The sequence below is a fragment of the Pseudomonas sp. PK-RTE-24 genome (genome assembly GCF_054052265.1).
In genome coordinates this window covers 2,574,401-2,595,431 of sequence record NZ_CM133224.1, presented here as the reverse complement: position 1 = coordinate 2,595,431, position 21,031 = coordinate 2,574,401, and the positions used below count along the sequence as shown (strand labels likewise).

Here is a 21,031-nt window from a genome sequence, read left to right as displayed (position 1 = left end):
CTGAACACCAATCACCTTCATAGCCCTGATACATTCCATCAATCGGCCTGACGACGCAGGAATGCCGGAATGTCCAGGTAATCCAGGTCATCCTGCGGATTCATCTTCGCGGCAGCCGCAGCACCGGCCTGAGCCTGGTTGCGCATGACGGTCGGACGGTCCAGATCACGGTAGTTCACCGCTGGCTGCTCCTGACGGGCCGGAGCCGGTTGTTGCACCTGCGCCGAGGCCATGGAGGTGTGAACGGTGTTGTCGATGACCTTTACAGGCTTCTCGATTTTCGCGCCCAGACCGGTGGCAACCACAGTCACGTGCAGCTCGTCGCGCATGTCCGGATCGATAACAGTACCGACCTTGACCATCGCGTGCTCGGAAGCGAAGGCTTCGATGATCGAACCCACGTCGGAGTACTCACCCAGGGACAGGTCAGGACCGGCGGTGATGTTCACCAGAATGCCGCGCGCGCCTTGCAGGTTGACGTCTTCCAGCAGCGGGTTGCGGATTGCCGCTTCGGTAGCTTCACGTGCACGGTTCGGACCGCTGGCGCAGCCAGTGCCCATCATCGCCATGCCCATTTCGCTCATCACGGTGCGTACGTCGGCGAAGTCGACGTTGATCATGCCCGGACGCTTGATGATGTCGGAGATACCGCGAACGGCACCGGCAAGAACATCGTCAGCCTTGGCGAAAGCCGACAACAGGCTTGCGTCTTTGCCGAGGATGGTCAGCAGTTTTTCGTTCGGAATGGTGATCAGCGAGTCGACGCTTTCCGAAAGCATGCGAATGCCTTCGTCGGCGATCTGCATACGCTTGCGGCCTTCGAACGGGAACGGACGGGTCACGACCGCAACGGTCAGGATGCCCATTTCCTTGGCCACTTCAGCGATGATCGGCGCTGCACCGGTACCGGTACCGCCGCCCATGCCGGTGGTGATGAACACCATGTTGGTGCCGGCCAGCACTTCAGCGATGCGCTCGCGGTCTTCCAGAGCGGCTTGACGGCCGACCTCAGGATTGGCGCCGGCACCCAGGCCTTTGGTCACGCCGGTGCCCAGTTGCAGGATGGTCCGCGCGCCGATGTTTTTCAGCGCTTGAGCATCGGTGTTGGCGCAGATGAACTCAACGCCTTCGATGTTGCTCTTGACCATGTGATTGACAGCGTTGCCGCCGCCACCGCCGACACCGATAACTTTGATTACCGGGCTTGCGGGGATGTTGTCTACGAGTTCGAACATTTTCCCTCTCCTTACATTCTCTAGTTTTTTTCGCCTACTGCTGTTTGTTGCGGTGTATCTACTGCAGTTGCTTGCCGCTTGAAGCTTGTCGCTCCAGGCTGCTTTTAGAAATTGCCCTGAACCCACTTTTTCAGTCGGTCCAGCAGCGGCGCCTGAGGCTCTTCGCTGCTGTAGCTGTCGCGGCTGCCGATGCCGGAGAACGAAACTCCGTCGGACTGCTTCTGCAGGCCGTACATCAACAAACCGACGCCAGTGGAATAAATCGGGTTGCGCACCACGTCATCCAGACCTTTCACGCCATGCGGCACACCGAGGCGCACCGGCATGTGGAAGATTTCTTCGGCCAGTTCAGTGGCGCCTTCCATTTTCGACGTACCGCCGGTGAGCACGATGCCCGCCGGGATCAGGTCTTCGTAGCCGCTGCGACGCAGCTCGGCCTGGATCAGGGTGAACAGTTCGTCGTAACGCGGCTCGACCACTTCGGCCAAGGCCTGACGCGACAGCTCACGCGGTGGACGGTCGCCAACGCTCGGCACCTTGATGGTTTCACCGGCACCGGCCAGTTTGGCCAGGGCGCAGGCGTAACGGATCTTGATCTCTTCGGCGTACTGGGTCGGGGTGCGCAACGCCATGGCGATGTCGTTGGTCACTTGATCACCGGCAATCGGGATCACGGCGGTGTGACGGATCGCGCCTTCGGTGAAGATCGCGATGTCGGTGGTGCCGCCGCCGATGTCGACCAGGCACACGCCCAGTTCTTTCTCGTCGTCGGTCAGCACCGAGTAGGCCGAGGCCAGTTGCTCGAGGATGATGTCGTCGATTTCCAGACCGCAGCGACGCACGCATTTTTCAATGTTCTGTGCAGCGTTGACGGCGCAGGTGACCACGTGAACCTTGGCTTCCAGACGCACGCCGGACATGCCCAGAGGCTCGCGCACGCCTTCCTGGTTATCGATCACGTAATCCTGCGGCAGGGTGTGCAGCACGCGCTGGTCAGCCGGGATCGCCACGGCCTGAGCGGCGTCGAGCACACGCTCAAGGTCGGCCGAGCTGACTTCGCGATCACGGATCGCGACGATGCCGTGGGAGTTCAGGCTGCGGATGTGATTGCCCGCAACGCCGACGAACGCCGAGTGAATGCGGCAGCCGGCCATCAGTTGGGCTTCTTCGATCGCGCGCTGGATCGACTGAACGGTGGATTCGATGTTGACCACCACGCCCTTCTTCAGGCCGCGGGACGGATGCGTGCCGATCCCGACGATTTCCAGCTGGCCGTCGTCCGCGACCTCGCCTACCAGCGCCACCACTTTGGAGGTGCCGATATCCAGACCGACGATCATTTTGCCGCTTTGCACGTTTGCCATGGGTCCTGCCTCTTCTTAATTCTTTGCGACAGCGGGTTGGGCTGTCGTCGGCGCTACGGGTTCCCGCCAGCCAACAGCGAGGCCGTTGGCGTAGCGCAGATCGATGCGCGCAATGTTCGTAATCTGCTCTTTCAGCGTCTTGTCATAGATGGCGATAAAGCGGCGCATCTTTTCCACCAGGTTGCCGCGTCCCAGCAGCAACTCGATGCCGGGGCCGGAACTGCCGGCACCGGTGGTCAGGAACCAGCTGCCGCGTTCACGCAATTCCAGGCGTGCAATCGAAAAACCCAGCGGGCGCAGCATCTGGCTCAGCACCTGATACTGCTGCATCACCTGCTGCTGAGCCCGTTGTGGGCCGAACAGCTGCGGCAGGTGTTCGTAGTTCGCCAGTTCCTTGGGCGTGAACGCCTGGCCCTGGTTGTTGAGCAACGACTCGTCGCCCCAACGCGCCACCGGCAATTGCTCTTCCAGGCGGATCACCACCTGATCCGGCCACACCCGACGCACTTCGGCATGGGCGATCCACGGCATCTGCTCGAGCTCGGTACGCATACCGGCGAGGTCGATGGTGAAGAAGCTCGACGCCACGAACGGCGCGATCCGCTGCTGCACCGCCTGCTGGCTGATGTAGCTCAAGTCGCCCTGCACCGCGATCTTGCTGATCGGCCGGTCCGCGTACGGCAGCAGACGCTGCGCGCCTTCGTAGGTGCCAAACCCCAGCGCCACCAGCAGCACTGGCCAGAACAGGCTTTTCAGAAAGCTGAAATTGGCTTTCGGCAGGCGCGCGGACATCGGCTCTTTCGCCACCATTCGGCTGGCACCCCGCGGCACCGGCTTGCGGCCGGGTGCGGGTGGCTGATGTCTGAGATGAGCGCCTTGCATGGTCTTAACCTCGCGCCTCTGTTGCGCCTGCGTCTTCAACGCTGGCGGCCAGAATGGCCAGAACCAGTTGCTGGAAGTCCAGACCGGCAGCCCGCGCCGCCATCGGCACCAGGCTGTGATCGGTCATGCCCGGTGCGGTATTGACTTCGAGGAACCAGAACTGCCCATCGGCGTCCTGCATCACGTCCGCCCGGCCCCAACCGGCGATACCCAGCGCCTCACAGGCCTTGGCCGTGAGTTCCATGAGTTCCTGTTCCTTGGCCGCGTCCAGCCCGCACGGAATGCGGTACTGGGTATCGTTGGCGATGTACTTGGCGTCGTAGTCGTAAAATGTGTGCGGTGTACCCAGGGCGATTGGAGGCAACACCTGGTCACGCAGGGTGGCGATGGTGAACTCCGGACCTTGAATCCATTGCTCGACCAACACTTGCGAATCGTAGGTACTGGCCGCTTTCCATGCGTCGATCAACTCGGACGCAGAATTCACTTTGGCCATCCCGATACTTGAACCTTCATGCGCCGGTTTGACGATCAAAGGCAGGCCCAGTTCCGTCGCTGCGGAAATACAATCGGCTTCGCTGCACAGCACGGCGTGACGCGGCGTCGGAATCCCGAGGCTGTGCCAGACCTGCTTGGTACGCAGCTTGTCCATCGCCAGTGCCGAGGCGAGGATGCCGCTGCCGGTGTACGGGATGCCCGCGCACTCGAGCAGGCCCTGCATGCTGCCGTCTTCACCGCCGCGACCGTGGAGAATGATGAACGCACGGTCGATCTTTTCGCTGAGCAGACGCTGCAGGAAGTCTTCACCGACATCGATGCCGAACGCATCGACGCCAGCGCTTTGCAGCGCCTCGAGCACGGCGTTGCCGGATTTCAGCGAAACCTCACGCTCGGCACTCAGGCCGCCGAAGAGCACGGCGACGCGGCCGAAGTCTTTCGGCGCGATGGTGGAGAACAGATTGGCGTAGGCAGCAGTCATTTCAACTTCCCCTCGACCGGCGCCGCCACGGCGCCGGCGAACAATTCACTTTTCAACAGCTTCGGCGCGAGACCGCCGATATCACCAGCGCCCTGGCACAGCAGAATGTCGCCGGCGCGCAGCAGCGGCTTGACCAACGGCGCCAGGTCAACGCCACGCTCGATGTAGATCGGGTCGAGCTGACCGCGCTGGCGGATGCTGTTGCACAGCTTGCGGCTGTCGGCGCCCGGGATCGGCTCTTCGCCGGCCGGATAGACTTCCATCAGCAGCAGCACGTTGGCGTCGGCCAGTACATTGACGAAGTCGTCGTACAGATCACGGGTGCGGCTGTAGCGGTGCGGCTGGTAGACCATCACCAGACGACGCTCCGGCCAGCCACCGCGCACGGCTTTGATCACCGCAGCGACTTCGGTCGGGTGGTGACCGTAGTCGTCGACCAGCATCACGTTGCCGCCGTCCACCGGCAGTTCACCGTAGACCTGGAAGCGTCGGCCAACACCCTGGAAGCCCGACAGGCCCTGAACGATGGCTTCATCGCTGACGCCTTCGTCGGTGGCGATGCAGATGGTCGCCAGCGAGTTGAGCACGTTGTGGTTGCCGGGCATGTTCACCGACACGTCCAGCGGCTCGCGATCCGGGCGCAGCACGGTAAAGAAGGTCTGCATGCCCTGCTGGCGCACATTGATTGCGCGTACGTCGGCGTCTTCGCTGAAGCCGTAGGTCACGGTCGGACGCTTGACCAGCGGCAGGATTTCACGCACCACCGGATCGTCCAGGCACATCACCGCCAGCCCGTAGAACGGCAGGTTGTGCAGGAACTCGACGAAGGTTTTCTTCAGTTTGTTGAAGTCACCGTCGTAGGTCGCCATGTGGTCGGCGTCGATGTTGGTGACCACGGCCACCAGCGGCTGCAGATGCAGGAAGCTCGCATCGCTTTCGTCGGCTTCGGCAATCAGGTAACGGCTGGTGCCGAGCTGGGCATTGGTGCCCGCTGCATTGAGGCGACCACCGATCACGAATGTCGGGTCCAGACCACCGGCCGCGAACACCGAAGCGATCAGGCTGGTGGTGGTGGTTTTGCCGTGGGTACCGGCAACGGCGATGCCGTGGCGATAGCGCATCAGCTCGGCGAGCATTTCTGCGCGCGGCACCACTGGAATGCGGCGCTCAAGGGCAGTCGCCACTTCCGGGTTGGACGTGTTTACCGCGCTCGACACCACCAGCACGTCGGCGGTAGCGGCGTTCTCGGCACGGTGACCGATGAAGATCTGCGCGCCGAAGGTTTCCAGGCGCTCGGTGACCGGCGAGGCTTTCAGGTCGGAACCGGAGACTTGATAGCCCAGGTTCAACAACACTTCAGCGATACCGCACATGCCCACGCCGCCGATGCCGACGAAGTGGATGCGACGGATGCGGCGCATTTCCGGTTGTGGCATGGCTTTCTGATTCTCAACCATGGGCCACCTCCAGACAGGTATCGACCACGCTACGGGTGGCATCGGGTTTGGCCAGTCGGCGGGCCGCTTGGGCCATTGCTTCGAGTCGTTGCGGTTGCATCAAGACCTCTGTCAGGCGCGCGGCAAGATCCGCGGCACCAGTCGTTCTTTGCGGCATCAGGAAGGCAGCGCCTTCGCGGGCCAAATAATCGGCGTTGCGGGTCTGGTGATCGTCGATCGCGTGGGGCAAGGGCACCAGCATCGAGGGCAGACCGGCGGCCGCCAGCTCACTGATGGTCAACGCGCCAGCGCGGCACACCACCAGGTCAGCCCAGCCATAGGCCTGGGCCATGTCTTTGATGAACGGCTGCACCTGCGCCTCCACGCCCACGGCGCGGTAACGCTCGGCAGTCACTTCATCGTGGTTTTTACCGGCCTGATGAAACACTTCCGGGCGCAGGTCGGCAGCGACTTGGGCCAGGGCTTCAGGCAGCAATTTGTTCAACGGTTCTGCGCCCAGGCTGCCGCCAAGGATCAGCAAACGCGCTTTGCGCCCGGTCAGCGCCGGTCGCGATGTGTCGAGGAACAGCTCGCTGCGCACCGGATTACCGGTGGTACGGCGGCTGTCCGACAGAGTAAAGGTGTCGGGGAACGCTTCACACACTCGGGCGGCGAACGGCACCAGCAACCGATTGGCGGTGCCGGCGACAGCGTTCTGCTCGTGAACGATCACTGGCACGCCGGCCAGTTTTGCGGCAAGACCGCCGGGGCCGGTCACATAACCGCCGAAGCCAACCACGCACACCGGTTTCAAGCGGCGCATGATCGCCCGCGCCTGCCACACCGATTTCAGCAGCATCAGCGGCGCCTTGAGCAGCGACAGCTTGCCCTTGCCGCGCAAACCGCTGGCGTTGATCCGGTGCAGTTCAAGCCCTGCCGCCGGGACCAGTTCGTTTTCGATCCCCCGTGGCGTGCCGAGCCAGTGCACGGTGTAGCCGCGCGCCTGAAACTCGCGGGCACAGGCCAGCGCCGGGAACACGTGGCCGCCGGTACCGCCGGCCATGATCAATACGTTAGCGCCCATGAGTCGGCTCCTCGGCGAAGTCGCTCTCCTGGAATTCCATCTCTTCGCTGCCCAGGTGGGTTCGACTCTCCCACTCGATGCGCAGCAACAGGCCCAGACAGGCGCAGCAGATCACCAGCGAGCTGCCGCCGTAACTGAGGAACGGCAAGGTCAGACCCTTGGTTGGCAGCAGGCCGACGTTCACACCGATGTTGATCAGGAACTGACCAATCCACAGGAACGACAAGCCGTAAGCCACGTAAGCGGCAAAGAACTGCTTGGCCTTCTCCGCCCACAGGCCGATGTACATGCCGCGAATACACACGAACACGAACAGCGCGACGGTGCACAACGAACCCACGGCGCCCAGTTCTTCGGCAAGTACCGAGAACACGAAGTCGGTGTGCGCTTCCGGCAGATAAAACTGTTTCTGCACGCTGTTGCCCAGGCCGACGCCCAGCCACTCGCCGCGACCGAAAGCGATCAAGGCCTGCGACAACTGATAGCCGGCACCGAACTGGTCGGCCCACGGGTCGGCGAAGTTGGTCAGACGCGCCATTCGATACGGCTGCATCTGAATCAGCAGAACCACCGCGCCAACCGCCAGCACCACCATCAGCGAGAAGCGGAACAGCCCGACCCCGCCAAGGAACAGCATCGCCGCCGCCGCGCCCATCATGACTACGGTGGCACCGAAGTCCGGTTCCATCAGCAACAGACCCGCCATCGGCAGCAGGACGATGAACGGCTTGAAGAAGCCCATCCAGCTCTCGCGCACTTCTTTCTGCCGGCGCACCAGATAACCGGCGAGGTAGATCACCACGAACACCTTGGCGATTTCCGACGGCTGCACGTTGAAGAAGCTGAAACCGATCCAGCGCATCGAACCGTTCACTTCGCGGCCGATGCCGGGGATGATCACCATCACCAACAGGCCGAACGCACCGATCAGCATCATCCAGCCGAGGCGCTGCCAAGTGGCGATCGGGATCATCATGGTGACAATGCACGCGCCCAGACCCAGCACCACATAGATAAGGTGGCGAATCATGTAATACAGCGGACTGCCCGACTGCGCCGCCGCCACTTCGGTGGACGCCGAAGCGATCATGATCAGGCCCAGGCCGAGCAGCGCCAGGCAACCGGCGAGCATCGGGAAGTCGAGGTCGATGCCACGCCCGGTGATCAGCGGCGACGGGTACGGCTTGATGATGTTTCTCAAGTTCATGCCAGTTCCTCCACAGCGCGGACGAACTGGTGACCACGGTCTTCGTAATTCTTGAACATGTCGAAACTGGCGCAGGCCGGAGACAGCAGCACCACGTCACCCGGCTGGGCAGCTGCGCGGCATTGCGCGACGGCGTCGACCAGCGAGGTCGCGCGGATCAGCGGCACGGCATCGCCAATGGCCTCGCCGATCTTGTCGGAGTCACGCCCCATCAGCACCACGGCGCGGCAGTTGGCCGCCACCGGATCGCGCAGATCGTTGAATTCGGCGCCTTTGCCGTCACCGCCGGCGATCAGAATGACCTTGCCGTCGATGTCCGCACCGAGGCCTTCGATGGCCGCCAGAGCGGCGCCAACGTTGGTGGCTTTGGAATCGTTGTAATAGGCCACGCCATCGAGATCGCGCACCCACTGGCAGCGGTGTTCGAGCCCGGCAAACGTGCGCAGCGCCGCGAGCATGGCGTCGAACGGCAGACCCACAGCGTGACCCAGTGCCAATGCGGCGAGCGCGTTGGACTGGTTATGCGCACCGCGAATCTTCAGTTCACGCACGGGCATCAGGTTCTGGAATTCGAAGGAGAGGTACTTCTCGCCGTCTTCTTCGCGAATGCCGAACGCTTTGAAATCCGGTTTGCTCAGGCCAAAGGTCCAGCATGGCTGACCTTCACCGATCAATGGACGGCTCAGGGCATCCTGACGGTTGACCACAAACTGCTTCGCGCCCCGGAAGATCCGGTGCTTGGCCAGGTGATAGGCCGGCAGACCGCTGTAGCGATCCATGTGGTCTTCGCTGATGTTCAGTACGGTGGCGACTTCGGCGTTGAGCTGGTCGGTGGTTTCCAGCTGGAAACTCGACAACTCCATGACGTACAACTCGACATCATCGCTGAGCAGATCCAGCGCCGGGGTGCCGAGGTTGCCGCCAACGGCGACGCGTTTGCCCGCCGCAGCCGCCATCTCGCCGACCAGCGTGGTCACGGTGCTTTTCGCGTTGGAGCCGGTGATCGCGACGATCGGCGCCCGCGCGTTACGCGCGAACAGTTCGATGTCGCCGGACATTTTCACGCCACGGGCAGCGGCGGCTTGCAGGGCCGGGGTCGCCAGCGCCAGGCCGGGGCTCACGTAGAGCTCGTCGGCACGGCAGAGGAATTCGACGTCCAGCTCGCCACAACGCACTTCCACGTGCGGATAGTCACGCTTGAGCGTGGCCAGTTCCGGTGGATTTTCCCGCGTGTCGGCCACAGCAAACGACGTGCCCCGATTCGCCAGGAAGCGAACCAGGGACATGCCGCTCTTGCCGAGGCCGACAACGATGCGGAAGTGGTCAGAAGCGATCAGAGACACTCGTTCTACCTCAGCTTCAGGGTGGCAAGGCCGACCAGGACGAGAATCACGGTGATGATCCAGAAACGGACGATCACGCGCGGCTCGGGCCAGCCCTTGAGTTCAAAGTGGTGGTGAATCGGCGCCATGCGGAACACGCGGCGACCGGTCAGCTTAAAGGAGGCAACCTGAATGACCACTGACAGGGTTTCCATCACGAACACGCCGCCCATGATGAACAGGACGATTTCCTGACGGACGATCACCGCGATGGTGCCCAGTGCCGCGCCGAGTGCCAGGGCACCGACGTCGCCCATGAACACCTGCGCTGGATAGGTGTTGAACCAGAGGAAACCGAGGCCGGCACCGATCAGTGCACCGCAGAACACGATCAATTCGCCTGCGCCCGGCACGTAAGGAATCAGCAGGTATTCGGCGAACTTCACGTTGCCCGACAGGTAGCAGAAAATCCCCAGGCCGCCGCCGACCATCACCGTCGGCATGATCGCCAGGCCGTCGAGGCCGTCAGTCAGGTTGACCGCGTTGCTCGAACCGACAATGACGAAGTAGGTCAGCACGATGAAACCGGCGCCCAGCGGGATGCTGTAGTCCTTGAGCATCGGCAGAATCAGCGTGGTTTCCACCGGCGTCGCGGCAGTCATATAAAGGAAGATCGCAGCGCCGAGGCCGAACACCGACTGCCAGAAATACTTCCAGCGGCTCGGCAGGCCACGGGAGTTCTTCTCGATGACTTTGCGGTAATCGTCGACCCAGCCGATGGCGCCGAACAGCAGGGTCACCAGCAGCACCACCCAGACGTAGCGGTTGCTCAGGTCAGCCCAGAGCAAGGTGCTGACGCCGATCGAAGACAGAATCAGCGCGCCACCCATGGTCGGCGTACCGGATTTGGACAGGTGCGATTGCGGACCGTCGTTACGCACCGATTGGCCGATCTGACGGTTCTGCAGAGTACGGATCATCCACGGGCCATAGCACAGCGACAAGACCAGCGCGGTCAGCACACCGAGAATCCCGCGCAGGGTCAGGTACTGGAAGACCGCGAAGCCTTTGTAGAACTGTTGCAGATACTCCGCTAGCAGCAGCAGCATTAATGTTTCTCCAGACTGGACCCGCACAGAGCCGCAACGATGTTTTCCATCGCTGCGCTGCGCGAACCCTTGATCAAAATGGTGGTGTTTGTGTCCTGCTCGGCGGCGAGGGCCTGGATCAGCTCGGCCTGGGTGCCGAAGTGCTGCGCCTGCTCACCGAAAGCGTTTACCGCGTGGACCATGTTCGGCCCGACCGCGTAAAGCGCAGAAACCTTGCCTCGGGCGTACTCGCCCACGTCGCGGTGCCCCTGCTCCGCCCAGTCGCCCAACTCGCCGATATCGCCGAGCACCAGGACGGTGCGGCCGGAAAAGCCGGCGAGTATATCAACGGCCGCGCACATCGAGGTGGGGTTTGCGTTGTAGGTGTCATCGATCACGCGCATGCCGTTTTTTGCCAGTTGCGCGACGGTGCGCCCCTTGACCGGTTGCACCGCACCGAGGCCGGTGGCGATGCCGAACAGCGACACGCCCAAGGCGTGAGCAGCAGCGGCGGCAGCCAGGGCATTGGCGACGTTATGAGTACCGAGCAGGTTCAGTTGCACGCGCTCGCTACCTTCAGGCGTGTGCAGATTGAACGCCGGGCAACCACGGGCATCGGTGGCCAGATCGCTGGCGTGGAAATTCGCCTCGCTGTTGCTGAGAGCGAAGGTCAGCACCTGACGACCGGCAGCGCGGGTCCTCCAGATACCGAAGGCCTTGTCATCGAGGTTGAGCACGGCGATGCCATCGGCGGCCAGACCCTCGATGATTTCACCTTTGGCTTCGACGATTTTTTCCGGACCGCCGAACTCACCGACGTGAGCGGTGCCGGCGTTGTTCAGAATCGCTACGTGCGGCTTGGTCAGGCCGACGGTGTAGGCGATTTCACCGAGACGCGAAGCGCCCAGTTCGATCACGGCGGAGGTGTGTTCCGGCGCCAGTTCGATCAGGGTCAGCGGGACGCCGAGGTCGTTGTTCAGGTTGCCACGGGTCGCCAGCACCGGACCGCGCGTGCGCAGGATGCTCGCGAGCATTTCCTTGACCGTGGTCTTGCCACTGGAACCGGTCACCGCCGCCACTGGCTGGGTGAACGCAGCACGGTTCAACGCGCCGAGTTGGCCCAGCGCCTGACGGGTGTCCTTGACCAGCAATTGCGGCAACGCGCTGTCGGCGACTTCGCGCTCGACCAGTGCCGCCACGGCGCCTTTGCCGGCAACGTCGTTCAGATAATCATGACCGTCGAAACGCGGGCCGGTCAGGGCGATGAACAACTGGCCGGGCTGGATCGCACGGCTGTCGATACTGACGCCGTCGAAACTCGCATCAGCGCCGATCAAACGGGCCTCGAGTGCGTTGGTCAGTGCGCTGAGTGTCAGGGCCTTAAGCATGGGCCACCTCCCACGCGGTCAGGGCATGATCTGCCTCGACCAGATCGGAAAAGGCATGGCGCACGCCGTTGATTTCCTGATAGTCCTCGTGACCTTTGCCGGCGAGCACAATCACGTCGTCAGCGGTCGCGCCGGCAATCAATTGCGCAATGGCCTGGCCGCGACCGGCGACGAAAGTGACTTTATCCACAGCGGTGAAACCGGCGCGGATGTCGTCGAAAATCACAGCAGGATCTTCGGTGCGCGGGTTGTCATCGGTGACCAGCACCTGGTCGGCGAGACGCTCGACCACTTCGGCCATCAACGGACGTTTGCCGCGATCGCGATCACCGCCGCAGCCGAACAGGCACAGCAATTGGCCTTTTACGTGCGGGCGCAGTGCTGTGAGAACTTTTTCCAGTGCATCCGGGGTGTGGGCGTAATCGACCACCACCAACGGCTGCGTGCCACCACCCAGACGCTGCATGCGACCGGCCGGGCCTTCGAGCTTCGGCAGCACTTTGAGAATTTCGTCGAGAGCGTAATCCAGACCGAGCAAGGCGCCGACTGCGGCCAGCACGTTACTCAGGTTGAAACGACCAAGCAGCGTACTGCGCAGGTGATGCTCGCCCTGCGGCGTGACCAGCGTGGCGCGTACACCATGGTCGTCGAACTGCGCTTCGCGGCAGAACAGGTAGGCACTGCTGTCGAGCAGGCTGTAGGTGATCAAACGCGACTCGCGTTTTTCCGCCGCCAGTTGCCGGCCGAAATCGTCGTCGAGGTTGACCACGCGGCACTTCAGGTCATTCCAGGCGAACAGCCGGGCCTTGGCCTCGGCGTACGCCTGCATGGTGCCGTGATAATCCAGATGATCGCGGGACAGGTTGGTCATCACCGCCACGTCGAACGCCAGCGCGGTGACCCGGCCCTGATCCAGACCGTGGGACGAGACTTCCATGGCCACGGCTTTGGCACCGGCCTTTTTCAGGTCACCCAGGGTCGCTTGCACGGCAATCGGGTTCGGCGTGGTGTGCAGGCCGCTTTCCAGCGCGCCGTAGAAACCGGAACCCAGCGTACCGACGATGCCGCAATGCTGGCCGAGCAGATCCAGCGCCTGCGCGACCAGTTGGGTCACGCTGGTCTTGCCATTGGTGCCGGTGACACCGATCAGGTTCAGGTGATGACTCGGCTCACCGTAAAAACGCCCGGCGATGTCCGACAGCTGCGCCGCCAGACCCTTGACCGGAATCAGCGGCACGTCAGTGATCGGCAGCACGGTGGCGCCTTCGACTTCATAAGCCACGGCAGCCGCGCCGCGTTGCAAGGCATCCGCGATATGCGCACGGCCATCGAAACGGCCGCCGGGCACGGCGAGAAACAGATCGCCGGCGCGCACGTTGCGGCTGTCCAGCGCCAGTTCACGGATCAACAGATCGTGGCCGGCGTGGGGGAATATCTTGTTCAGACTTAATGACATCAGCCGCGCCCTCCATTGGCTTTCAGCGGAACGACCGGGGTGGCGTTGGCCTGTTGGGTGGTCGGCAAGTTGTCCGGGGTCACGTTCATCAGGCGCAGGGTGCCGGACATCACACGGCTGAACACCGGCGCCGACACCAGACCACCGAAGTAACCGGCCTTGGTTGGCTCATCAATCACCACAACGATGGCGTAACGCGGATCGCTCATCGGGCCGAAGCCGGCGAACAGCGAACGGTAGGAATTTTCTGCGTAGCCCTTGGTGCCGACCGAGGTCTTGCGCGCGGTACCCGACTTGCCGCCGACGTGATAAGCCGGCACCTGCGCACGGAACACGCCGCGCGGCGCTTCGATTACCTGCTGCAACATGCCCTGCATGGTTTTCGCCACGGCTTCCGGCAGCACTTGGGTGGTCTGCGGCATCTTGTCGGTTTTGATCAGGGTCAGTGGCGCGAGACGACCGTTGTTGGCCAGTGCCGAGAACGCGTGCACCAACTGGATCGCGGTCACGGAAATACCATAGCCGTAAGACAAGGTTGCAGTTTCAGCCTTGCGCCATTCGCGGTAGTTGGGCAGATTGCCGACGCGTTCGCCGGGGAAGCCCAGGCCGGTGTCCTGACCGAGGCCGACTTTCTGCGCGAGACGGAAAATGGTTTCGCCGCCGATATCGAAGGCGACTTTACTCATGCCGACGTTACTGGAATTGATCAGGATGCCGGTCAGATCGAGCACTGGCCCTTCGGTCTTCGACACGTCTTTAATGGTGTATTTGCCGATCTGCAACGAGCCCGGATACACCTCGACGGTGTCGCTCGGTTTCCAGCGGCCGGTTTCGATTGCCGCGCTCATGGAAATGGCTTTCATGGTCGAACCCGGCTCGAACACGTCGATCATGGCGCGGTTGCGCATCATCGCCGGTTGCAGGTTGCGACGGTTGTTCGGGTTGTAGGTCGGCTGGTTGACCATGGCCAGGATCTCGCCGGTCTTTACGTCCATGATCACCAGACTGCCGGCCTTGGCGCCGTTTTCGATGATCGCGTTGCGCAGCTCGCGGTTGGCCAGGTATTGCAGACGCAGGTCAATCGACAACGCCAAGGGCTTGCCGGCCTTGGCGTTCTTGGTGACCTGAACATCCTTGATCAACCGGCCACGGCGATCCTTGATGACTTGTCGTTTGCCCGGCACCCCGGCCAGCCATTCGTCATAGGCCAGCTCGACGCCTTCGCGACCGTGATCGTCGATGTCGGTAAAGCCGACCATGTGCGCGGTGACTTCACCGGCCGGATAGAAACGACGGAATTCTTCGATGCCATAGACGCCCGGCACTTTCAGATCGAGCACAGCCTGACCCTGCTCGGGGGTCAGCCCGCGCACCAGATAAATGAATTCTTTGTTGGCCTGGGCTTCGAGGCGTTCGCTCAGGGCTTTCGGGTTCTGGCCCAGCGCGGCGGCGAGTGCCGGCCACTTCTCTTTGGCCGACTGCATTTCCTTGGCGTTGGCCCACAGCGTGGTCACTGGGGTACTGACAGCCAGAGGCTCGCCGTTACGGTCGGTGATCAGGCCACGGTGCGCGGGAATGGGAATATGCCGCAGGCTGCGCGCATCGCCCTGCCCTTTGAGGAAGTCACGGTCGACCACTTGCAGGTCGATGATGCGCCAGCAGATCGCCGCGACCATCAGACCGAGCAGCGCCACCATCAGGCGGAAGCGCCATGGGAACAGCGCGCCTTCGAGTTTCATCATGGCGCCACCATCTTCACGTCAGCCGCGCCAGGTATGTGCATCTTCAGTTGTTCGGTGGCCAGCACTTCGATGCGGCTGTGCGCAGTCCAGGTGCTCTGCTCGAGAATCAAGCGGCCCCACTCGGCCTGCGCCTTGTCGCGCACGCTGAGTTCGTTATAAAGGGTGTTGAGCAACTGCCGGTTCCAGTGCGCGCTGTACGACACGGCAATGGCCGAAAACAGCACGCCGATAAACAGCAGCAGCATCAGAAAGCTGCCGCCGGGCAGTGGTTTGGCGAAAAGCTTGCTCACCGCAACTTCTCCGCGACACGCATGACGGCGCTACGGGAACGTGGGTTGGCTTTGAGTTCGGCGTCGGAGGCCGTCTGCGCTTTGCCGTGGATTTTGATTTTCGGTTCGAAGGCGACGTGGCGAACCGGCAGGTTGCGCGGCAAATTGTCGGCCTCGCCTTTCACCAGCTTGCGCATGAACAGTTTGACGATGCGGTCTTCCAGCGAGTGGAAGCTGATCACCACCAGACGGCCGCCAACTTCCAGCGCTTCCAGCGCGGCGTCGAGACCGGCTTCCAGATCGCCGAGTTCGTTATTGACGTGAATGCGCAACCCCTGGAACGCGCGGGTGGCCGGGTTCTTGCCCTTTTCCCACGCCGGGTTGGCGACTTTCAGCACTTCGGCCAGATCGGCGGTGCGCTCGAACGGCTTGATGTCACGACGCTCGGCAACGGCACGGGCCATACGCCCGGAGAAACGTTCTTCGCCGTATTCCTTGAACACCCGGGCGATTTCTTCCACAGGCGCGGTGTTGACGAATTCGGCAGCGCTGATGCCACGGGACGGGTCCATGCGCATGTCCAGCGGCCCGTCATTGAGGAAACTGAAGCCGCGCTCGGCGTCATCGAGCTGCGGCGAAGACACACCGAGGTCGAGCAGAATGCCGCTGACCTTGCCGGTCAGGCCTTGCTCGGCAACCACCGAACCGAGCTCGGCAAAGCTGCGCTGCACAACGACAAAGCGGCCGTCTTCGGCCGCTAGCGTTTGCCCGGTGGCAATCGCTTGAGGATCCTTGTCGAATCCGATGAGTCGACCGTCCGGCCCGAGCTGGCTGAGGATCAACCGACTGTGCCCGCCGCGCCCGAACGTGCCATCCAGATAGCAGCCATCAGGACGTACGGCGAGAGCCTCGACGGCTTCGTCAAGCAGTACGGTGATGTGGTTAAAGCCGCTATCAATAGTCACAGGATCAAATCACGCAGTTCATCAGGCATCGCGCCCGGTTGTTGAATAGCAGCAAGGTCAGCGGCAGATACCGCATTCCATGCATCCTCGTCCCACAATTGGAACTTGTTCAGTTGGCCGACCAGCATCGCGCGCTTATCGAGCTTGGCGTATTCGCGCAAACGCGGCGGAACCAGGAAACGACCACTGCCATCGAGTTCGAGGTCGACGGCATTACCAATCAATAAACGTTGCAGGCGACGGTTCTCTTCGCGAAGCGAAGGGAGTGCGCGCAACTTGGTTTCAATAATTTCCCACTCATCGAGCGGATAGACACACAGGCATGGATCAACGGCATCAATGGTCACGATCAATTGGCCGGAACTGCGCGAATCGAGCTCGTCACGGTACCGGCTCGGCATGGCGAGACGGCCCTTTGCATCGAGACTGATAGCGTTAGCTCCGCGAAACACGTCAGCGTTTCTCCAATTTTTATCGTTTTGAGCTCAAAAAACCCACTTCATGCCACTTTCCGCCACTTGCGCACACTATAGGAATGCGCCCACCACACCGTCAAGGCGCGGATTAAAGGAAAAGCCTTACAGAACGGAGATTTAGCGACGTAAAAGGAGGCTCAACGAGAATCTGACGTGAAGTTTTGGTCAATAACTTGATGCAGCACTGAAAGCTGCGCTCGAAAGTTAAAGTAGTTTGTTAAGAGTAAGATTTTTTCGGTATTACAAAGGCGCTTCGGCTGTTGATTGAAGCAGGGTGGGAAAAGGCTATTACCGCGTTTGCCGCTGCCGGAATTTCAGACCAGGCCGGCTGATATTACACAGCCGCGTCTTCTTTGTTTCAAGCAGGGAAAGAAAAAGGTGGAGAGTCGATCTGTAAGCCGGGTTCTGTCTTGAACAGTCATTCGTCTACGATGGCCATCACTGGACATCTTTAGCAACCTACCCGGTCCCAGCGCGGGCCACGCCTTGGGACCCTATTTGGTCTTGCTCCAAGTGGGGTTTACCTAGCCACGAACTGTTGCCAGACGTGCGGTGCGCTCTTACCGCACCTTTTCACCCTTACCGGCGCTTGCGCGCTTAGGCGGTTATTTTCTGTGGCACTTTCCGTAGGCTCACGCCTCCCAGGCATTACCTGGCACTTCGCCCTATGGAGCCCGGACTTTCCTCCCCCCCTAATTCTCATAGAGGGCAGCGACTGTCCGATCGACTCTCCGCCGCGAAGGTTAACGGCAGAGCGCCGGAAGAACAAGCGCTAAAACCCTCCATACCGCCATGGGCGACGGCTTACACGCCTTTCTGTTTATCCAGCGCCACCTGATACAACACGTTTTTGCGCTCGCCGGTGATTTGCGCTGCCAGTGCGGCGGCGCGCTTGAGCGGCATTTCCTCCAGAAGCAGATCGAGGATGCGCATGGCTTCGCTGCTGACCGCGTCCTCCGACTCCGGCGCGGTCCAGCCGGCCACCAGCACTACGCACTCACCGCGCTGCTGATTGCTGTCGGACTCGACGAACGCACGCAGCTCGCTGAGCGGCAGGCCTTTAAGGGTTTCGAAGGTTTTGGTGATTTCCCGCGCCAGCAGAGCCTGACGCTCGCCGCCAAACACTGCTTCCATATCCTGCAGGCATTCGAGAATGCGATGCGGCGCCTCATAGAAAATCAGGGTGCGCGGCTCTTCTTTGACTGCTTCCAGCCGCGCCTTGCGCCCGACCGACTTGGCCGGCAGAAAACCTTCGAAGATAAAACGGTCGGACGGCAAGCCCGCCGCCGACAGCGCTGCGATCAACGCACAGGCACCCGGCACGGGCACTACGTTGATGCCGGCCGCACGGGCCTGACGCACCAGGTGATAACCCGGATCGGAGATAAGCGGCGTGCCGGCATCGGAGATCAGCGCGACGTTGTCGCCCGCCAGCAACCGGGTAATAAAGCGGCTACCCTCATCCCGTTCGTTGTGTTCGTGACATGCGGCCAGCGGCGTGCCGATGCCGAAGTGCTGCATCAGGCGCGCCGAATGCCGGGTGTCTTCCGCTGCAATCAGCGCCACTTCACGCAGGATTTTCAAGGCCCGGGCGCTGATGTCGTCCAGGTTGCCGATGGGCGTCGCCACCACATAAAGCGAGCCAGCAGCGGAATTCAAAGGACCTGGAGCAGTCAAAGCGCACACCTCGTGATCGGTAAAAGCGGCCATTGTAGCGCGTCATGAGGCTTGCGATGCGCTCCCGCCGAGTGCGGTTTTTCGCCCGGTTGTGCGCTGCCGCAACATTTACTCCAGCTAAATTGACCGATTCACGCCAGTAACATCGCGCCCCGGCCAGTGCTTGGGTACAATTCCACGCTAATTTGATCGAGTATCAGGAACACTTACATGATCGCTTGCCTGCGGCTGTTCACTGCCCTCTGCCTCGCTGCCTTGTTGGCCGCGTGTGCCAGCTCCCCTTCCTCCAGCCTTGGCGAACTTCCACGGACTCCGGACGCCAGCATCGAGCAACTGCTCGAACAGGCTGCCCAGGCTAAAACCCCGGAACAAGCCGCCCTGCTGCGCCTGAGCGCGGCGGACCAGGCTTACCGCCAAGGCAATGCCGGCCAGTCCGCGCAAATCCTGCAACAAGTGCCGGTGGAGCAACTCAAGCCAGGCCAGCAGATTTTCGCCAATACGCTGTCCGCCGAACTGGCCATGACGCGCAATCAGCCTAAAGCTGCGCTGACCGCCCTGAGCCATCCGAGCTTCCAGAAGCTCAGCGAAATGCCGGAAGAGCAGCAAGTGCGCACTGGCACTGTTCACGCCCGCGCCCTTGAAGCCGATGGCCAGACGCTGGCCGCTGCCCGTGAGCGTGTGTTCATCGCACCGATGCTGGAAGGCGAAGCGGCGAGCAAGAACCACGAAGCGATCTGGACCCTGATCGCTTCGCTGCCAACCGATCAATTGCAACCGAACAACACCGACGATCTCGGCGGTTGGATGGCACTGGCGCAAGCGGTGAAAACCGCAGGCACGCTGGAACAGCAACAAGCCGCGATCGACAACTGGCGTGCGCAGAATCCAAAGCACCCGGCGGCGATCAACCTGCCGCTGCCGCTGACCAAGCTCAAGGAACTGGCCAGCCAGCCACTGAGCAAAATCGCCCTGCTGCTGCCACAGGACGGCCAGTTGGCGTCGGTCGGCAAAGCGCTGCGCGAAGGCTTCATGGCCGCGCATTATCAGGCGCAACAGGCCGGCCAGAACCCACCTGCCATCGAGTTCTACGACAGCTCGAAGCTGACCTCGATGGACGAGTTCTATCGCAAGGCTCAGGCTGACGGCGTGCAACTGGTGGTCGGCCCACTGGAAAAACCACTGGTCAAGCAACTGAGCACTCGCCCGCAACTGCCGATCACCACCCTGGCGCTGAACTACAGCGAAGGCGAACAAGGCCCGGCGCAACTGTTCCAGTTCGGCCTCGCTGCTGAAGATGAAGCTCGCGAAGTCTCCCGTCGCGCCCGCGCCGACGGCCTGCATCGCGCCGCGATCATGGTGCCGAAAGGCGAATGGGGCGATCGCGTCCTGCGTGCCTTCAGCCAGGACTGGCAAGCCAATGGCGGCAGCATCGTTGCCACCGAACGTGTCGATCAGCCGGTGCAACTGGCCCAGCAGATCGCCGACATGTTCCAGCTGCGCCAGAGCGAAGCCCGCGCCAAGAGCCTGCAGAATGTTGCCGGCACCAATGTCGCCGCGCAGCCTTCGCGTCGCCAGGACATCGAATTCATCTTCTTGGCCGCCACGCCGCAACAGGCCCAGCAGATCAAGCCGACCCTGAACTTCCAGTACGCCGGTGACGTGCCGGTCTACGCGACCTCCCATGTGTACAGCGCCAGCGGCGACGTCAACCAGTACAACGACATGAACGGCATTCGCTTCTGCGAAACCCCATGGTTGCTGGAAACCAGCGATCCGCTGCGCCAGCAAGTGGCTGCGCAGTGGCCGCAAGCCAATGGCAGCCTCGGCCGCCTGTACGCCATGGGCGCCGATGCCTATCGCCTGGCACCGCGCCTGGGCCAACTCAAGGCCCTGCCGGACAGCCGCATCGAAGGTCAGTCGGGCAGCCTCGGCATGACCCAGACCCAGCGCGTTGTGCGCCAGTTGCCGTGGGCACAGTTCGTCAGCGGTCAGGTGCAGCGTCTGCCGGACACCCCGCGCTGATGCCCGACAGGTCACGCTCGCAAAGCGGCAAGGATGCCGAGCGCCAGGCGCTCGAACATCTGCAACAACAAGGTCTGCGCCTGCTGGCGCAGAACTGGTTATGCAAACGCGGCGAGCTTGATCTGGTCATGCTTGATGGCGATACAGTAGTATTCGTTGAAGTTCGCTACAGAAAAAACACTCAATGGGGTGGCGCGCTCGCCAGTATCGACGAGCGCAAGCAGCAGAAACTGATCTTTGCAGCACAGTATTTTCTTCAGCGCGAGTCGCGTTGGGCCAATTCCCCCTGCCGCTTCGATGTGGTGGCGATCGACAGCCACCCGAATCAGCTGAACTGGTTGCAGAATGCTTTCGACAGTTGATCGCCTGCACCCTGCCCTGTTTTCGTCCGACACATTTTGCTCTTTGCTTTGCCGGCTGCACATTCACGTGCCGAACA

General features: G+C 61.9%; 18 protein-coding genes and 1 other RNA gene. 2 read left to right on the top strand and 17 right to left on the bottom strand.

The window, feature by feature from the left end:
* Positions 1–38 precede the first annotated feature (38 nt).
* The 17 genes from ftsZ to rsmI form a co-directional block, all read right to left on the bottom strand.
* Entirely contained in the window at positions 39–1,235 is a 1,197-nt protein-coding gene (gene ftsZ, locus ACV8MC_RS11705; RefSeq protein ID WP_016773283.1) for a cell division protein FtsZ, read from the bottom strand.
* A 104-nt stretch (positions 1,236–1,339) separates the two neighbouring features.
* A complete protein-coding gene (gene ftsA, locus ACV8MC_RS11700; RefSeq protein WP_016773282.1) occupies positions 1,340–2,599 on the bottom strand; it encodes a cell division protein FtsA in 1,260 nt (419 codons plus the stop codon).
* A gap of 15 nt (positions 2,600–2,614) precedes the next feature.
* Positions 2,615–3,481 (bottom strand): cell division protein FtsQ/DivIB, encoded by an 867-nt coding sequence (locus tag ACV8MC_RS11695; protein WP_039761388.1) that lies wholly within the window; start codon positions 3,479–3,481, stop codon positions 2,615–2,617.
* A gap of 4 nt (positions 3,482–3,485) precedes the next feature.
* Positions 3,486–4,460 (bottom strand): D-alanine--D-alanine ligase, encoded by a 975-nt coding sequence (locus ACV8MC_RS11690; protein WP_457265332.1) that lies wholly within the window; start codon positions 4,458–4,460, stop codon positions 3,486–3,488.
* Positions 4,457–5,917: a UDP-N-acetylmuramate--L-alanine ligase gene (gene murC, locus ACV8MC_RS11685; protein ID WP_024014243.1), complete on the bottom strand. Its 1,461-nt coding sequence runs from the start codon at positions 5,915–5,917 to the stop codon at positions 4,457–4,459. The genes ACV8MC_RS11690 and murC overlap by 4 nt, the downstream gene beginning before the upstream one ends.
* Positions 5,910–6,980, bottom strand: coding sequence for an undecaprenyldiphospho-muramoylpentapeptide beta-N-acetylglucosaminyltransferase (murG, locus tag ACV8MC_RS11680; protein WP_236168914.1), 1,071 nt, complete (start codon positions 6,978–6,980; stop codon positions 5,910–5,912). The genes murC and murG overlap by 8 nt, the downstream gene beginning before the upstream one ends.
* Complete coding sequence (gene ftsW / locus ACV8MC_RS11675; RefSeq protein ID WP_016773276.1) at positions 6,970–8,187, bottom strand: putative lipid II flippase FtsW; 1,218 nt, start codon at positions 8,185–8,187, stop codon at positions 6,970–6,972. The genes murG and ftsW overlap by 11 nt, the downstream gene beginning before the upstream one ends.
* Positions 8,184–9,530, bottom strand: coding sequence for a UDP-N-acetylmuramoyl-L-alanine--D-glutamate ligase (murD, locus tag ACV8MC_RS11670; RefSeq protein ID WP_375122668.1), 1,347 nt, complete (start codon positions 9,528–9,530; stop codon positions 8,184–8,186). The genes ftsW and murD overlap by 4 nt, the downstream gene beginning before the upstream one ends.
* A 5-nt stretch (positions 9,531–9,535) precedes the next feature.
* Complete coding sequence (mraY, locus tag ACV8MC_RS11665; protein ID WP_016773275.1) at positions 9,536–10,618, bottom strand: phospho-N-acetylmuramoyl-pentapeptide-transferase; 1,083 nt, start codon at positions 10,616–10,618, stop codon at positions 9,536–9,538.
* Positions 10,618–11,985: a UDP-N-acetylmuramoyl-tripeptide--D-alanyl-D-alanine ligase gene (locus ACV8MC_RS11660; RefSeq protein WP_457265329.1), complete on the bottom strand. Its 1,368-nt coding sequence runs from the start codon at positions 11,983–11,985 to the stop codon at positions 10,618–10,620. Before ACV8MC_RS11660 ends, mraY begins: the two co-directional genes overlap by 1 nt.
* Positions 11,978–13,441 carry a UDP-N-acetylmuramoyl-L-alanyl-D-glutamate--2,6-diaminopimelate ligase gene (locus ACV8MC_RS11655; RefSeq protein ID WP_016773271.1) on the bottom strand — a complete coding sequence of 488 codons (1,464 nt, stop codon included), beginning with the start codon at positions 13,439–13,441 and terminating at the stop codon, positions 11,978–11,980. The genes ACV8MC_RS11660 and ACV8MC_RS11655 overlap by 8 nt, the downstream gene beginning before the upstream one ends.
* Positions 13,441–15,180, bottom strand: a complete 1,740-nt coding sequence (locus tag ACV8MC_RS11650; RefSeq protein ID WP_174823877.1) for a peptidoglycan D,D-transpeptidase FtsI family protein — start codon at positions 15,178–15,180, stop codon at positions 13,441–13,443. Before ACV8MC_RS11650 ends, ACV8MC_RS11655 begins: the two co-directional genes overlap by 1 nt.
* A complete protein-coding gene (ftsL, locus tag ACV8MC_RS11645) occupies positions 15,180–15,473 on the bottom strand; it encodes a cell division protein FtsL (RefSeq protein ID WP_016773269.1) in 294 nt (97 codons plus the stop codon). Before ftsL ends, ACV8MC_RS11650 begins: the two co-directional genes overlap by 1 nt.
* A complete protein-coding gene (gene rsmH / locus ACV8MC_RS11640) occupies positions 15,470–16,417 on the bottom strand; it encodes a 16S rRNA (cytosine(1402)-N(4))-methyltransferase RsmH (RefSeq protein WP_024014247.1) in 948 nt (315 codons plus the stop codon). Before rsmH ends, ftsL begins: the two co-directional genes overlap by 4 nt.
* Entirely contained in the window at positions 16,414–16,869 is a 456-nt protein-coding gene (gene mraZ, locus ACV8MC_RS11635; RefSeq protein WP_007917012.1) for a division/cell wall cluster transcriptional repressor MraZ, read from the bottom strand. Before mraZ ends, rsmH begins: the two co-directional genes overlap by 4 nt.
* Positions 16,870–17,271: 402 nt before the next feature.
* An RNA gene (gene rnpB, locus ACV8MC_RS11630) (RNase P RNA component class A) lies at positions 17,272–17,624 on the bottom strand.
* Between the two features lie 73 nt (positions 17,625–17,697).
* Positions 17,698–18,603 carry a 16S rRNA (cytidine(1402)-2'-O)-methyltransferase gene (gene rsmI, locus ACV8MC_RS11625; RefSeq protein WP_016773267.1) on the bottom strand — a complete coding sequence of 302 codons (906 nt, stop codon included), beginning with the start codon at positions 18,601–18,603 and terminating at the stop codon, positions 17,698–17,700.
* A 177-nt stretch (positions 18,604–18,780) separates the two neighbouring features.
* Here rsmI and ACV8MC_RS11620 point away from each other — a divergent pair, with 177 nt between their 5' ends.
* Together ACV8MC_RS11620 and ACV8MC_RS11615 are read left to right on the top strand one after the other, a co-directional pair.
* Positions 18,781–20,592, top strand: a complete 1,812-nt coding sequence (locus ACV8MC_RS11620) for a penicillin-binding protein activator (protein WP_095181681.1) — start codon at positions 18,781–18,783, stop codon at positions 20,590–20,592.
* Positions 20,592–20,954, top strand: a complete 363-nt coding sequence (locus ACV8MC_RS11615) for a YraN family protein (RefSeq protein ID WP_016773265.1) — start codon at positions 20,592–20,594, stop codon at positions 20,952–20,954. The genes ACV8MC_RS11620 and ACV8MC_RS11615 overlap by 1 nt, the downstream gene beginning before the upstream one ends.
* The last annotated feature ends 77 nt before the right edge of the window (positions 20,955–21,031 follow it).

Excerpts from the sequence above, each read along its gene's own strand:
- ftsZ (WP_016773283.1), bottom strand. The coding sequence starts at position 1,235 with ATGTTCGAACTCGTAGACAACATCCCCGCAAGCCCGGTAATCAAAGTT.
- ftsA (WP_016773282.1), bottom strand. The coding sequence starts at position 2,599 with ATGGCAAACGTGCAAAGCGGCAAAATGATCGTCGGTCTGGATATCGGC.
- ACV8MC_RS11695 (WP_039761388.1), bottom strand. The coding sequence starts at position 3,481 with ATGCAAGGCGCTCATCTCAGACATCAGCCACCCGCACCCGGCCGCAAG.
- ACV8MC_RS11690 (WP_457265332.1), bottom strand. The coding sequence starts at position 4,460 with ATGACTGCTGCCTACGCCAATCTGTTCTCCACCATCGCGCCGAAAGAC.
- murC (WP_024014243.1), bottom strand. The coding sequence starts at position 5,917 with ATGGTTGAGAATCAGAAAGCCATGCCACAACCGGAAATGCGCCGCATC.
- murG (WP_236168914.1), bottom strand. The coding sequence starts at position 6,980 with ATGGGCGCTAACGTATTGATCATGGCCGGCGGTACCGGCGGCCACGTG.
- ftsW (WP_016773276.1), bottom strand. The coding sequence starts at position 8,187 with ATGAACTTGAGAAACATCATCAAGCCGTACCCGTCGCCGCTGATCACC.
- mraY (WP_016773275.1), bottom strand. The coding sequence starts at position 10,618 with ATGCTGCTGCTGCTAGCGGAGTATCTGCAACAGTTCTACAAAGGCTTC.
- ACV8MC_RS11660 (WP_457265329.1), bottom strand. The coding sequence starts at position 11,985 with ATGCTTAAGGCCCTGACACTCAGCGCACTGACCAACGCACTCGAGGCC.
- ACV8MC_RS11655 (WP_016773271.1), bottom strand. The coding sequence starts at position 13,441 with ATGTCATTAAGTCTGAACAAGATATTCCCCCACGCCGGCCACGATCTG.
- ACV8MC_RS11650 (WP_174823877.1), bottom strand. The coding sequence starts at position 15,180 with ATGAAACTCGAAGGCGCGCTGTTCCCATGGCGCTTCCGCCTGATGGTG.
- rsmI (WP_016773267.1), bottom strand. The coding sequence starts at position 18,603 with ATGGCCGCTTTTACCGATCACGAGGTGTGCGCTTTGACTGCTCCAGGT.
- ACV8MC_RS11620 (WP_095181681.1), top strand. The coding sequence starts at position 18,781 with ATGATCGCTTGCCTGCGGCTGTTCACTGCCCTCTGCCTCGCTGCCTTG.
- ACV8MC_RS11615 (WP_016773265.1), top strand. The coding sequence starts at position 20,592 with ATGCCCGACAGGTCACGCTCGCAAAGCGGCAAGGATGCCGAGCGCCAG.